11 protein-coding genes and 1 pseudogene are annotated in these 13,275 nt (G+C 56.0%); 6 read left to right on the top strand and 6 right to left on the bottom strand.

What is annotated here, in order from left to right; translation table 11 throughout:
* Nucleotides 1–88: 88 nt before the first annotated feature.
* From OHL22_RS15810 to OHL22_RS15800, 3 genes are all read right to left on the bottom strand, one after another.
* The gene (locus OHL22_RS15810) at nucleotides 89–1,507 is read right to left on the bottom strand and encodes a UDP-glucose dehydrogenase family protein (protein WP_263339349.1); all 1,419 of its coding nucleotides are present in this window, start codon (nucleotides 1,505–1,507) and stop codon (nucleotides 89–91) included.
* Nucleotides 1,508–1,968: 461 nt separating this feature from the next.
* Complete coding sequence (locus OHL22_RS15805; RefSeq protein ID WP_263339347.1) at nucleotides 1,969–3,750, bottom strand: hypothetical protein; 1,782 nt, start codon at nucleotides 3,748–3,750, stop codon at nucleotides 1,969–1,971.
* The gene (locus OHL22_RS15800; protein ID WP_263339345.1) at nucleotides 3,747–4,511 is read right to left on the bottom strand and encodes an ABC transporter ATP-binding protein; all 765 of its coding nucleotides are present in this window, start codon (nucleotides 4,509–4,511) and stop codon (nucleotides 3,747–3,749) included. Before OHL22_RS15800 ends, OHL22_RS15805 begins: the two co-directional genes overlap by 4 nt.
* Nucleotides 4,512–4,798: 287 nt before the next feature.
* Between OHL22_RS15800 and OHL22_RS15795 the strand changes: the two genes are divergently transcribed.
* The 6 genes from OHL22_RS15795 to OHL22_RS15770 all read left to right on the top strand — a co-directional run bounded on the left by OHL22_RS15795 (nucleotide 4,799) and on the right by OHL22_RS15770 (nucleotide 10,722).
* Entirely contained in the window at nucleotides 4,799–5,806 is a 1,008-nt protein-coding gene (locus OHL22_RS15795) for a type I phosphomannose isomerase catalytic subunit (protein WP_263339343.1), read from the top strand.
* Nucleotides 5,791–6,411 (top strand): HD domain-containing protein, encoded by a 621-nt coding sequence (locus OHL22_RS15790; RefSeq protein WP_263339341.1) that lies wholly within the window; start codon nucleotides 5,791–5,793, stop codon nucleotides 6,409–6,411. Before OHL22_RS15795 ends, OHL22_RS15790 begins: the two co-directional genes overlap by 16 nt.
* Before the next feature lie 183 nt (nucleotides 6,412–6,594).
* Complete coding sequence (locus tag OHL22_RS15785) at nucleotides 6,595–7,167, top strand: porin family protein (protein WP_263339339.1); 573 nt, start codon at nucleotides 6,595–6,597, stop codon at nucleotides 7,165–7,167.
* A gap of 239 nt (nucleotides 7,168–7,406) precedes the next feature.
* Nucleotides 7,407–8,399: an NAD-dependent epimerase/dehydratase family protein gene (locus OHL22_RS15780; RefSeq protein ID WP_263339336.1), complete on the top strand. Its 993-nt coding sequence runs from the start codon at nucleotides 7,407–7,409 to the stop codon at nucleotides 8,397–8,399.
* Nucleotides 8,400–8,408: 9 nt separating this feature from the next.
* Entirely contained in the window at nucleotides 8,409–9,164 is a 756-nt protein-coding gene (locus OHL22_RS15775) for a WecB/TagA/CpsF family glycosyltransferase (RefSeq protein WP_263339332.1), read from the top strand.
* A gap of 214 nt (nucleotides 9,165–9,378) precedes the next feature.
* Entirely contained in the window at nucleotides 9,379–10,722 is a 1,344-nt protein-coding gene (locus OHL22_RS15770) for a BON domain-containing protein (RefSeq protein WP_263339329.1), read from the top strand.
* 164 nt (nucleotides 10,723–10,886) lie between these two features.
* Here the strand turns inward: OHL22_RS15770 and OHL22_RS15765 are convergent, their stop codons facing one another.
* From OHL22_RS15765 to OHL22_RS15755, 3 genes and pseudogenes are all read right to left on the bottom strand, one after another.
* On the bottom strand, nucleotides 10,887–11,537 hold the full coding sequence (locus tag OHL22_RS15765; RefSeq protein WP_263339327.1) for an LbetaH domain-containing protein: 651 nt from the start codon (nucleotides 11,535–11,537) through the stop codon (nucleotides 10,887–10,889).
* Nucleotides 11,530–12,474, bottom strand: coding sequence for a branched-chain amino acid transaminase (locus OHL22_RS15760; RefSeq protein WP_263339324.1), 945 nt, complete (start codon nucleotides 12,472–12,474; stop codon nucleotides 11,530–11,532). Before OHL22_RS15760 ends, OHL22_RS15765 begins: the two co-directional genes overlap by 8 nt.
* 81 nt (nucleotides 12,475–12,555) lie before the next feature.
* Nucleotides 12,556–12,936 (bottom strand): annotated as a pseudogene (locus tag OHL22_RS15755) (hypothetical protein); the annotation flags it as partial.
* Nucleotides 12,937–13,275: the final 339 nt, after the last annotated feature.

Raw genomic sequence — 13,275 nt, 5'->3', positions numbered from 1 at the left:
TTTGCGTAACAAAAGCCGGTTGGTTGCCCTAGCAGGGCAAAGCGGCCGGCGATCAAATTCCGGCCGCAAGGATTGCATCCGCTCTCTACTACGACACTACGAGCTTGCGCGGCTTGCCCTGCTGTGCCGTGTATGCCGCCGGCCGGCCAACGCTCAGGTACGTGAAGCCGTGTTCCACCATGTGTGCAGGCTTGTAGAGGTTGCGCCCATCAATAACGATGGGGAACTTCAACATCTGGTGCAGACGTTGCAGGTCAAGCCGGCCAAATTCCTTCCAATCGGTGAGGATCAGCAGAGCGTCCGCGCCTTCGGCGGCTTCATATGCGTTGAATGCGTAGCTCAGCTGGTCTGATGGCGGCAGTATAGCCTCCGCCTTCTCCATGGCCGCCGGATCGTAAGCCGACACATTGGCTCCCGCATCAATCAGCTTGCGCACCAGGTCAAGCGCGGGAGATTCGCGGATATCGTCCGTGTCACCCTTGAATGAAAGGCCGAGAGCTGCGAGCTTCTTTCCACGTAGAGTCCACAACGCGCCGCGCACCTTGTTGAAGAAGATATCCTGCTGGTTCGCGTTAATCTTGCGCACTTCTTCGAGAAGCTGGAAATTGATGCCCTGCTGCTGCGCCACCCAGTAGAAGGCCGCAACGTCTTTGGGGAAGCAGGAGCCACCATAACCCAGACCGGCGCGCAGGAATTTGGGGCCAATACGCGAGTCGAGACCCATGCCAGCGGCGATGTCTTCGATATCGGCATCGACTACTTCAGCGAGGTTGGAAACCGCGTTAATAAAGGAGATCTTGAGCGCGAGGAATGCGTTGGACGCGTGCTTGATGATCTCGGCACTTTGGGCCGAGGTGACCAGAAGGGTTGCTGGGTTGTGCTCGCTGAGCATACCCGGCAGTGCGTCTTCGCGAGTGTAGTAGCTGCCATTGGAGAGCGGAGCATAGATGCGCCGGAGCAGCTCCGCCGAACGGTCGTTGTTCGCTCCAACCACGATGCGGTCCGGGTGCAGAAAGTCGCCGATTGCCGTGCCCTCCCGCAAAAATTCGGGGTTTGAGACGACGTCGAATTCACCTGGTTCCACACCGTGACGCAGCATGCAGCGGCTGACCCACTCGTTGGTGTAGACCGGTACCGTGCTTTTTTCCACCAGCACCTTATAGCCGTTCATCGCGTGTGCAATTTCGCTAACGACGGCTTCGACGTACGAGAGATCGGCCGAGCCGGTGCTGCCCTGCGGCGTACCCACGGCGATGAAGATCGCGTCGGAGTTCTGAACGCCGTAGGCGAGATCGCTGGTGAATTCGACTCCACGGTTCAGGTGCTTCGCCAACATGTCAGGGAGATGCTGCTCATAGATGGGCACTCCGCCTTCGTTGAGCATCTTGATCTTGGCTTCATTGTTATCGACACAGATAACTTTGTGGCCGATTTCGGCGAAGCAGACGGCGGCGACGAGTCCTACGTATCCCGATCCGATGACGCAGATGGAAACAGAATCTGACATATATTTTGGTTCTCCTTGAGCGAGGAAGCAGGGGATCTCCCGGCCATGGGTTGCAATAGCGCTTGGCTCTGACGAAAAACGAAGACGGCGAGCAGCCACTGTGACAGGGCGCGTGCTGAATTGAATCCAACCAGACAATGCACACGTTTTGGGCACACGTCCAGCTCCAGCGTTCCGATGACCCGCAGACTCAAGAAAGCGGTTGCGAGTCAACTGCTCTCGCACAGTCTAGCGGCGATAAGGTGCTGGAGCAATCCAAGAAGAAGCTTTCGCGGTAAATTTGTACCACAATATAGTATAAAAATATATAAGCACAATAATGTACCTTAGTTCGGTACAAATAAGTCTTGGAAAGGACCTCTGAGATGGCCAAGGCGCAGTTGGGCCCGGTTTGCCGGAGAAAGATACGAATCCGGCTTGTATAGCCGCAGACGCCAGATCGATACCGATCCTTGGTTGCACTACTTCCGCATTCTCGGGTTCACCATCAGTCCGAGAGTGATCAGTTGCTGTTCCGGCTTCTCCTCGAAATAGAGCTCGGCTTCGCGCTCGCGGGTGCGATTCCAAAGCCGCAAAGCCACCATCGCGCCTATTACCAGCATCGTCAGTACGGCAAAATTTGCGGTACTTTTCAGCGCCGGTTGCTCACAGCCTTTCGCAAACGCCACAATCAGCACCGCGACGAGAACAAACCCCCAAAACACGTACTGCACATTGACCTTGCCGGGCAGAAACGAGCAGGTGAATGGAACTTTGGCAAAGCCGATCAAGCTCACCTCTATTGCAAGCAGACCGAAGATTGCCAGCAGCAGCAGATGTGCCGCAGCCATGGACCAGGGCCGGTAACCGAGCGAGAAAAGCACCGCAGAGAGCCAGACCGGAACGACAGCAAGCAGCAATAGTATGCGCCGCGTAGCGGCGAGGTAGCGATCCGTCGGCCGCAACTGCGTCATGCGAAGCATCCAATTGGCTTTATGCGCAATTGGCAGCGCGAAGACGCCGCGCATTCCACCTACAGCCAGCGCCATCATCAGCAGTGTGGAAATCAAAAAGCCTTCGTCGACCGGCCGTGGTCCATGTGCCTCCAGCCAATCGTGCGCCATTCCTAATGCGAGCCCAAGCACCAGCGCCCATGTAAAAGCCAACGCAATCCGGTGCTGGCGGCTACGCACAAGCGTACGAAGGCTAAAGGAAACCAATACCGTTTGCAGACGATCTCCGAAGGGAACTCTCCATGCGCGACCGCTTCTGGCAGGCTCAAGGTCCGGTTGTTCGGCAATGCGCCGCAGTGTGCGACGGTAGCAGGCGACAAGCGCTACAGATGCAGAAGCTATTGAGAACGCCAGCGCCTCCCAGGCTCGCCATGCCAGCCAACTCATCTCCGGCGGCAACTCACCGGCCACCTGCCTGAGCAAGGCCAGGAACCAGTATCCTGGCCAGCAAGCCACTGTCCAGCGGTTTTCCACGGCCATCATTGCCGCAGGCGAATCGATCTGGCCCAACAAAAAATATCCAATGGGAAAGAGGGCAAAGGCGGTCAGCTGCCCCAGAGCACTCAAGCGCAGAAAAATCTGGCGCGGTAGAAGAAGCGCACCCATACCTTCGATGGCCAGCAGCGAGGCAAAGAGGAAAACCGCAACGGCTATGACCGCCAGCCAGCAGGCCGCAAAGAGCCGCAGTCCGCCCTCCAGCATAGGCGGCCATGTGAGGATTGTCGCCCAGTTCAGACAGACCACCGCCAGCCCCAATACTGCCTCCGGTGAGGCCAATTTCGCAGCCAGAATCGTTCCTGGCCGTATCGGCAACGACCCCAGCACCATCATGTCGCGCCGATCTGGAAATGGCGTCTCCCAGAGAAAGACCACGATCAGACCCGCTACCAGCAGCATCTTTTCAACGATGCCGTGCTCGGCGCCCCAGCTCATCCTGTAAAGCTCGACGGGGGTGAAGGGCGCAGGGTGGAGAACTCTGAGCAATATCATACCCAGGCCTTGAATCCCGCTGATAAAGATGAGAATCCCGGCGAACTGCGCCAAGTACTCGACCATATCGGTTTCGATGGACAGTGCTTCGAGATCGAGAATGCGCAATAGAAATTGCTTATAGAGGACGCGAAAATCCAGCGGCAGCCGCTGAATCCACCGTCCGAAGATGCGTCGGGGCGCCTCTCGCAGTTGCCGGGAGAGCCAACCCATTCCACCTGCGATTGCGTTTCCAGCACGTTCTTCCATCGATTCGTTCATCCGTCGATCAGCCCCACCATCTGTTGCGCCACGGATCGTGAGTCCTGCTCGACAGCAAGCTCGGAGAAAATTTCTTCGAGCGTAGGCAAATCCATCAGCCCGCGCAGGCGCTCTATCTCATCGTTGGCCACGACGTGGCCTTTGTGCAGAATTACGACTCGCGCGCTGATGCGTTCAACCGTGTCGAGTTCATGCGAACTGAAGAGTACAACCTTACCGCGGCAAGCAAGTTCTTCGATCAACGCTCGCAAAACAAGCGCAGACGCTACGTCAAGGCCGCTGAATGGCTCATCGAGCAGCAGCAAATCTGGATTGTGCAGAAGTGCGGCAATCAAGAGTATTTTTTGACGCATGCCCTTCGAGTAGCCCTGAATCGAGGCATGCCGATCACCGTGGAGCGAAAACAGTTGGAGCAATCCTTCGATTCTCTCCTGGCTCAGCCGCCGAGGCAGATCGCGCAATTCGGAAACCATAGTCAGATACTCGGCCCCTGAGAGATGGTGATAGAGATATGGCTCCTCCGGCACATAGCCCATGCGCCGCTTAAAAGCGATTGGATCGGCAAGGGTCGGAGCCCCGTCGAAGAATATTTCGCCGAAGGTGGGCTCGATCAGGCCCGTGATCATCTTCATCGTGGTCGACTTGCCGGAGCCGTTTGGCCCAAGGTAACCAGTGACCTCTCCGGCACGAGCCGAGAAGCTGATGTTATCTACTGCTGGAATTCCTGAGAAATGCTTTGAAACGTGCTGCAGTTCAAGCATGAATCGCGTCCTGTCGGAGGTGGCTGCACGCTATGTAGTGTACTACTAAATAAGTGCCATGAACATGTGGAATGTTCCATAAGCGAAATCGCGAGCACATCGGTTTTTTGTGCCTGGACCCCACTCATAAGAAATTTGAGCGAAATACAGTACTGTATGCCATGTCTACTGCTGCTGCCAGTGAGCGGGGTAGGGGGCGGCATAATCCGGGCATCCCGCGGATGCTTTGTTACAGTGAATTGTGTCTGGCCCGGTTTTTCAGGGGGCAATGAAGGGAATGCAAGTCCATGTCTGGTGTTGAAAGTCTTCCTCCGCTTTTACTAGAGCCAAAGTTCGTTGAGCGTATCTGGGGTACTGCCGACCTGCGGCCGTGGTATGACCATGTCACCGCTTCAGGAAAGATGCCGATTGGCGAGGTCTGGTTGACGGGAGATGAGTGCATTGTTGCCTCTGGACCGTTGACCGGAAAGACTTTAGGGACTGTTTTTGCGGAGGATGCGGAGGCCATGCTGGGACCGGCTGCGGCGGAACGCATGGCTGGGCAGTCTCCTCTGCTGTTAAAGGTTATTTTTGCCAAGGAGAAGCTGAGCGTTCAGGTGCATCCGGACGACAGGCTTGCGCAGAAGTATGGTCAGCCGCGCGGTAAGACGGAGTGTTGGTATGCGCTGGCCGCCGAACCGGGCGCGGAAGTGGCTGCCGGACTGAATCCGAGAGTGACTCTGGAGGAGGTGGAGCGCGGCGTTCACGAGGGAACTCTTGAAAAGAGTCTTACGCTGTTGCCTGTGGCAGCCGGCGATCTGGTTTATGTCGATGCAGGGACAGTGCATGCTATCTGGCCGGGATCGGTCTTACTGGAGACCCAGCAGAATTGCGACCTGACCTATCGGCTCTACGACTATGGCCGCCCGCGCGAACTGCATGTAGCAAAGGCTTTGGAAGCGATACGACTGCAGACCGCCGCGGGTAAGGTAAAGCCGATTGAATTGGCTGATCGGACCATCCTTGTCGACCGGGAGTATTTCTGCGTGGAGCGCATGGAGATTGAGGGATCAAGGGATGGCGCGGGTCTGGCTTTGCCGGAGGAGTTTCTGGAAGGAGAGAAGTCGGCGCTCTCTTATTTATTCGCTGCGTCGGGTTCCGGCAAGATCAGCGCCGTAGATGGTCAGAGCTTTGCTCCGGTTTCGCTGCCTAAGTGCGGAATTGCCGCTGTTCCGGCGAGTGCTCCGGGGTGGCGGATCGATGCGACGGGTGTGTTGGAGCTGATCCGGATTACTCCCCGATGGCCGAAAGCATGAACGAGCCGGATTGGCGGGAATCTGTAAGGTCTTATATTCGGCGGGAGGCTCTGCCGGTAGATAAATTCGGTCATCAGGCGCGACTTTATGCTTTGGCCGTAAAGATTGCCGAAGGCGAAGGGTGCGACGATGACATATTGTTTGCCGCGGCGTGGATGCACGATATTGGAGTGTTTCTGGGGCATCGGCCGTCCGATCCGGCGGCGCTGGCAAAGTGGGATCATGTTCCCTACACCATTGAAAAAACCGGGGAAATGCTCAACGTGTGGGGTTTTCCCGCTGAAAAGCTGAATGCGGTTTGCGAGGTAATCCGCACGCATCAGCCAAAGGATGTGCCGCAATCGCAGGAAGCCACTGTATTGCGAGATGCCGATATTCTGGAACAATTGGGAGCCATCGGGGCGTTGCGAGCCTTTGTAAAGGTGGGCAGGGATACGCGATTCTGTCTTTTCTCCGATGTCGTTCCGGTGCTTGAGCGTGCCGTTCGAGAGCTCCCGGGCAAGCTGCTGTTGCCTCAGTCAAAGCTGCTGGCAGAAGTTCGTGTTCAGACTCTTCGAGATTTTTTGCAAGCAATTCAATTTGAGGCAGGGGAGCTGCTTTACTGAGCGCATCTGACGTTCTAGCGGCGAAGAGAACGCCGTCCGTAATAGTTACCTAAATCCATCAGAGGCTCTTTTACCCTAATCTTTTGCCATTTCTTTTTGATTCAAGTGGTTACTTTCGTTGTACACTGCTTGCAAGAGATCGGCCTCGGGGGAGGGGGTCTGCAATAAACAAGGAGACACCGAATGCGATCGAAGCTCTTCCTGGCGATTCTTCTAACCTTTTCCGGCTTACCAGTTTTTGCGCAAGTTGCGCCAGCCGTAAAGATCAACAGCCTTCCCCTTGGAATCGGCGGCGGCTTCTCTGACTACAGTCTGGACTATGGACCGGGTCGCCGGATGTACGGCGCGTCCGCCTGGGTCAACTATGAGTTGTTTCATGGGATTGGAATCGACGCAGAAGGCACATCCATTTTTGCAGGCGTGCCTGCATCTTTAGGTCACATGCGCCAGGATACGGGAAAGGGTGGGGTTATATACCGCGCTCATCCTCACTTTGGTATTCACCCTTATGCGAAGGCTGTTATCGGAATTGGTAGCATAGATTTTCCTTCCAGAAATCCCTTTTATACGCATGACACTTACACCATCTGGGCATTTGGCGGAGGTGGGGAATATAAGTTGTGGAAGACGTTATATGCCCGCGCGGATTATGAATATCAGTTCTGGCATCAGTATCAGGGTCCACGCGACTTAAATCCGAATGGCTTTACGATCGGCGCGACTTACTACCTTCGCGGGGTTCATGGGCATCGCTGAGACGGGAGTTAGATGGAATGATATCCGTTCAGGTTGCCTAGTCATCTCAAAGTCAAGTTGTGCGCATTTCACCTGAAAATGCTGTAATCTGTACTTATAGTCGGCATTTCGTCGATACCCGTACCCGGGTGGCATCGCCATGATGCGCAAGATCTTCGTCCGGGGATTCCTTTACTTTGCTGCCGGCGAATTCAGTACGTCGGCAGGGTTTCTTTCGCAGGAAAGGGTGCTTTCATATTATGAATATTCGCGGTGCACAAGTACTCGTTTGCGGTGCCGGAGGCTTTATCGGCGGCCATCTCGTCAACAGATTGCTCGATGATGGTGCAGCGAGCGTTCGAGCTGTCGATATCAAGCCTTTCGAAGACTGGTACCAGAAGAACCCGACGGTGGAGAATCTTGTACTCGATTTGCAGGAGAAAAGTGCCTGCATCGAGGCGACTCAAGGGATCGATGCCGTTTTTCAGTTAGCTGCCGACATGGGTGGGATGGGTTTCATTGAAAATAACAAAGCGCTGTGCATGCTGAGCGTTTTGACGAATACGCACATGTTGATGGCCGCTCGTGAGGCTGGGGTCAAGCGTTTCTTCTACTCATCCTCCGCCTGTGTCTATAACGGAGAAAAACAGACGAATCCCGATGTTGTAGCGCTGAAAGAAGAGGACGCGTATCCGGCTCTGCCTGAAGACGGTTACGGATGGGAAAAGCTCTTCAGCGAACGGATGTGCCGTCACTTTTCTGAAGATTACGGGTTGGAGACGAGAGTAGCCCGGTTCCACAATGTGTATGGTCCTCTTGGCACTTGGCAAGGCGGACGGGAAAAAGCGCCGGCAGCGATCTGCCGCAAGGTGCTGGAAGCGAAGATATCCGGCAAGCACGAAATTGAAATTTGGGGTGACGGCCATCAGACAAGAAGTTTTATGTATGTCGACGATTGTACTGAAGGCGTCGTCAAAATCTTCAAGAGTTCAATCGAAGAGCCGATAAACCTCGGATCGGACGAATTGGTTACGATCAATCAACTTGTCGATATCGCCGAGGAGATAGCCGGGGTCAAGTTGAAGCGGAACTACAACCTGACGGCGCCTCGCGGCGTGAACGGACGTAATAGCGATAACACCAAGATTCTTGGGTATCTGGACTGGGAACCGAGCATCAAGCTCCGCGATGGGCTTGCACGTACGATGGCTTGGATTGAGCAGCAAATGCTTACTGGCGTCACAACCAAGTAGGAGTTCTGCATGAGTTCCAATGCGCGGTTTCAACAGATTCTGGGTGTCCGTTTTTACGTTGGGGATGCCCAGGGCGCAATCGAAGAGGTTTCTCGCAAAGGCGGCCTTGTGGTGGTACCGGCCGCTCCGGCATTGAAGAATCTTGCGGCAGATCATGGATACCGGGAGGCTTTGCTAGGCGCCGATTTTGCGATTGCGGACAGCGCTTTCATGGTGTTGTTGTGGAATGCGATCAATCGCAACCGCATTCCAAAGCTTTCCGGACTTCGGTATCTTCGTGCGTTGCTGGAGGAGCCTGATTTTTGCGCGCCCGGCCACACCTTCTGGGTGATGCCTACCGCGGCAAGCGCTCAGCGAAATCTACGTTGGCTGCGGGAGAGTGGTATCCGAGTAGGGAACGAGAACGTTTATCTAGCTCCACTCTATGACCAAGTAATTCATGATGAGGCGCTGTTGGAGCAGCTTGAAGAACGGCGTCCTCGTCACATTATTCTGGGCGTGGGTGGGGGGACGCAGGAGCGGCTGGGATTTTTTCTTAAGAAGAATCTCAGTTATAGTCCCGCGATTCACTGCATTGGAGCTGCGATTGCATTCCTGAGCGGCGATCAGGTGCATATTCCTGAGTGGGCAGACCACATGGGGCTTGGGTGGCTGTACCGCACGCTGGCCGATCCGCGGCGTTTTTTTCCGCGCTACTGGGACGCGCGCCATCTTGCGCCGCTGTTGTTGAAATATCGGGATCGCCTTCCTGTCACCAGTTCCTAATTTTTCCCAATACGGCTTCGTTGCTCGTTTATTCTGCAATCGTCCATTTTCACCTGTGTGGGTAGGGGTGTCAGGGCTGCGAAAGTCGATTTTTTGCGGAACTTTTCCCTGCTGCACGGGTCTAACCGGTTGAACACTACTGGTTCAGGTGGTGTGAGCCGTGAAATTGGAAGCATCTGGCTCAGGAAACAGGACCAGCAGCAGGGAACCAGCCATGACTAAGAGAAAAATTCGAGTAATTTTGCCGACGGTTCTCGTTATTGGTGGAATCGCTGGATTGGGCGTTAGCCTGCCGTTACCGATGGCCGCGCAGGATCAAGGGACCGGGCAGGTATCGGGGCAGCGCACCGATGGACAGATCGAGATGGATGTGGTGCATGCACTCGATGGCCAATCGTCGCTGCAACAGGATTGGATTACAGCCGGAACAGTGCAGGGAGAAGTCACGTTGTCCGGCACGTGCGCGTCTGAAGCAAACAAGAAACTTGCCGAGACTACCGCTGCCCAGGTTCCTGGTGTGGTGAAAGTAGTCAATAATCTGAAGGTTGGAGATCCGCAGGCGGCGGCAAACGGCCAGGGACAGCCACAGGACCAGGTGCAGTACGGCGATGATGCGCAGGGTGGGCAGCAGCCCGCCGATGCATCGAATGGAACGCAGCCTCAGCCTGGTGATCAGCCGGCTCAGCCGCAATATCCGGCACAACCGAATTACCCGGCTCAGCCGAACTATCCGAGTCAGCCGAATTATCCGTCGCAACCTAACTATCCGCCTCAATCGAATTATCCGGCCCAGCCGGGTTATCCGACTCAACCGATGCAACAACCGACTCAGCCTATGCAACCGGGCTATCCCGCTCAGGGTGGCAGCCCTTATGCACCGGTGCCGCAGGCGTCGCAGATTCCACGCGGACCAGTTACGATTCCGCAGGGAACGCTGTTGCGGGTGCGCAGTAGTGAGCCGCTGGTGAGTAAGAAGGCGAAGGTAGGGACGCCGATTGAATTTACTGTGTATCGCGACGTATATGTAGGCGGTTTTCTTGCGATTCCGCGCGGAGCGACGATACGCGGCGAGGTGGTTAATGCCAAGAACGCTGGTGCTTTGGCGGGTAGCCCTGAGCTTGGATTGCAGATCGATAGTCTCGATTTAGGTGGCCAGAGCTACGCGCTTGCTGCTGATCCGTATGAGGTGAAGGGGCCGAACAAGGCTGGCCGCACGGCAGGTAACGCCATCGGCGGAGCGATCTTAGGAGCGATCATCGGTGGTGCTATTGGCGGTGGCGGCGGCGCTGCGATCGGCGCTGGAGCCGGGGCTGTTGGTGGTACTGCAGCGTCTGCTGCTACGCCGGGGCCCCAGGTATGGATTCCAGCAGAGGCGCTGATGGACTTTCACCTGAATGCTCCGCTGACGGTTCAGCCGGTGACCTTGCAGGAGGCACAGCGGCTGGCGCAGAATGCACCGCCTCCGTCGCAGCGTCCTACGCTGTATCGCAGACGGTATTACCCATATGGTTATCCTCCACCACCGCCTCCGCCGGGATATTACTACCAGCCTTATTAATGAGATGGGTTGGATAATTCCCGATGTAAGCGGGTGATAGCTTCAAGAGAAATGCAGAATGGGTCCCGATTGAATCGGGGCCCATTCTGTTTTGGGAAGTTATCGATTCACTGTATCTAAAATCTTACGATTGCTATCAGTGAGCGCGGGAAGATTTGAAGGAGTTAGTTGGCGATGGGTTTGCGTGCCTTGACCCGTACTGCCGGTGAGCCGGCGTAGACTGCCCAAGGTTCGAGGTCACGAGAAGCTACGGATGCCAGACCGAGGACAGCACCTTCTCCGACGTTAACGCCGGGACCTACGCAGGCGCGGGCGCATATCCATGCGTAGGAGCCGATTTGCATGGAGTAAGCGAGCAGGGGGAATGCGGGGTCGTCGAAGTCGTGGGTTGCGCCGCAGATGTAAGCGCCCTGGGAGATGATGGCGTGAGAGCCGAACGTCATGGGCGCGGGATTATAGATCTCAGCACCGTCGCCGGCAGCTACCTGGTCTGCGCAGACAAGGTTCCATGGGGCCCATATCTTCGAGCCGGGGTAGAAATGGCAATTGGGGCCCATCTTCGCTCCGAACAGACGGAGCAGGAACGATCGCCAGGCGTGGAACGGGCGGGGAGACAGCCGATAGAACAGCGCCCATACGATATTCCAAGTGAGGCGCAGCAGGCGGTTGCCCAGGGAAAATGCGGGCCGCAGATACGGGTCTTCAGCCGTATCTGCGGATATGTGGTCTGACGCTTTGTAGTGCAGCTCGCGGGTTCGTGACGGGGTTCGATGGGGTTCGAGCGCCGGTTCCATTCCCGGAAGCATGTCAGGCATTGACTGGCTCTGCAGCGGCTACCTTGACTGGGGTGAGCCAGCCGAAGCGGTCGGGCTTGAGGCCGTTGGCGATGCCGAAGAACTCGTCTGCTATCTGTTTGGTAATTACGCCGGGATTGCCGTCGCCGACTACGATGCGGTCAATGGAGCGGATTGGCGAGACCTCCGCAGCGGTGCCGGTGAAGAAGACTTCGTCGGCGATGTAGAGGAGTTCTCGCGGGATGGACTGCTCGATGATGGGCAGGCCGAGGTGACGAGCCAGCGTAAGCACCGAGTCGCGGGTGATGCCGGAGAGGGCTGAGTTCGACAAGGGCGGCGTGTAGATGACGCCGTTGCGGATGACGAAGATGTTCTCGCCGGAGCCTTCGGAGACGAGGCCGTTCACGTCGAGGCCGATGCCCTCGGCGTAGCCATTGATGTCGGCTTCCATGCGGATCAACTGGGAGTTCATGTAGTTGGCTCCGGCCTTGGCGAGCGCAGGCATGGTGTTTGGCGCGAGGCGGTTCCAGCTTGAGATGCAGACGTCGGCTCCGCCGTGGCCACCTGCGACATATTTGCCCCAGGGGAAGTTGGCGATGTAGACCTCGATGGGCGATCCGGTAGGATTGACGCCGATTTCGCCATAGCCCCGCAGTGCGATGGGGCGAATGTAGCAAGGAGCGACGCCGTTGGCTTCGATGACGTCGACTACCGCGGCGCAAAGCTCATCCAGCGTATAGGGAAGCGACATGCGATAGATCTTGGCGGAGTCGAGAAGCCGCTGCATGTGCTCGGGAAGGCGAAACACGGCTGCTCCAGAGGGCTGGCCGTAGCAACGGATTCCTTCAAAAACACTTGAGCCGTAGTGAACGACATGGCTCATGACATGGATATTCGCTTGTTGCCAGGGAATGAGCTGGCCGTTATGCCAGATTTTCTCCGTAGGCTGGATGGGCATCGTTTGGTGACCTCATTTCTCCTGCTTCGAGGATACCGATTAGGGTACCGCGAATGAGGGAGGGCTGTCACGAAAACCGCGTTACTGGTAGTGGGTCAGTTTGAATTGATTCTGCGGACGATCAACAGCGCACCGAACACAAGTAGGCAAAAAGCCAACAGTAGAACCAGCAGTCCGCCGATCCAAATCAGCAGCATCCCCATGGACGAACATTGTAGCGAAGGTTAAGTTCGCTAGGGCAGCGATTTCCGCATAGCTCCAAACGTGGTCAGCGAGTCCAGCGGCCATCGCGGGCGTAATCCTTAGTGTCTTGTGGATACGCGCGAAATTGTAGTGGATGAAATGCAGGGCAACCGCTGCGGCGTGGTTCTCGACTTTCTTGCTGAACGCATTGGTGAGGCGAGTAAACCGGCGCATCGACATACGCATCGTTAGGTTTCGGCGCTCCACGAAGCTAGTTGAGGGTAGTGGATCAGTTTGAATTTGATTTTCTGAAAAGCGTCAACGCTGCCAATGCTCCGCCAAAGAGAATCAGACCTGTCAAGACGGGGCCGAGCCACGCTGGGTTTCCTAGGCGATTCGCAATGCGGGGGTATTCATATTGAAGTCCGAACACAGAGAGCGCACCAAGACAACACCCGGCGATGTTCATGATATTGGCTGTTTTCTTACTGACCTTCATGCCGCCAATTCTATTCGGCCAGCGCCGCGATTTCCTCAAGACTCCAAACGTGGGTAGTGGTGCAGTTTGAATCTGACGCTCCGATATCGATCTGCATGTCTCGAATGCGTCGAAGTGCG

This window comes from Acidicapsa dinghuensis (assembly GCF_025685685.1).
GTDB classification, from domain to species: Bacteria; Acidobacteriota; Terriglobia; order Terriglobales; family Acidobacteriaceae; genus Acidicapsa; species Acidicapsa dinghuensis.
Note: the sequence above shows the minus strand (reverse complement) of the source record. Positions and strands in the feature narration are given on the sequence as shown.

Coding starts and splice junctions, on each gene's coding strand:
- OHL22_RS15800 (WP_263339345.1), bottom strand. CDS start 4,511: ATGCTTGAACTGCAGCACGTTTCAAAGCATTTCTCAGGAATTCCAGCA.
- OHL22_RS15770 (WP_263339329.1), top strand. CDS start 9,379: ATGACTAAGAGAAAAATTCGAGTAATTTTGCCGACGGTTCTCGTTATT.
- OHL22_RS15790 (WP_263339341.1), top strand. CDS start 5,791: ATGGCCGAAAGCATGAACGAGCCGGATTGGCGGGAATCTGTAAGGTCT.
- OHL22_RS15795 (WP_263339343.1), top strand. CDS start 4,799: ATGTCTGGTGTTGAAAGTCTTCCTCCGCTTTTACTAGAGCCAAAGTTC.
- OHL22_RS15765 (WP_263339327.1), bottom strand. CDS start 11,537: ATGCCTGACATGCTTCCGGGAATGGAACCGGCGCTCGAACCCCATCGA.
- OHL22_RS15760 (WP_263339324.1), bottom strand. CDS start 12,474: ATGCCCATCCAGCCTACGGAGAAAATCTGGCATAACGGCCAGCTCATT.
- OHL22_RS15775 (WP_263339332.1), top strand. CDS start 8,409: ATGAGTTCCAATGCGCGGTTTCAACAGATTCTGGGTGTCCGTTTTTAC.
- OHL22_RS15810 (WP_263339349.1), bottom strand. CDS start 1,507: ATGTCAGATTCTGTTTCCATCTGCGTCATCGGATCGGGATACGTAGGA.
- OHL22_RS15805 (WP_263339347.1), bottom strand. CDS start 3,750: ATGAACGAATCGATGGAAGAACGTGCTGGAAACGCAATCGCAGGTGGA.
- OHL22_RS15785 (WP_263339339.1), top strand. CDS start 6,595: ATGCGATCGAAGCTCTTCCTGGCGATTCTTCTAACCTTTTCCGGCTTA.
- OHL22_RS15780 (WP_263339336.1), top strand. CDS start 7,407: ATGAATATTCGCGGTGCACAAGTACTCGTTTGCGGTGCCGGAGGCTTT.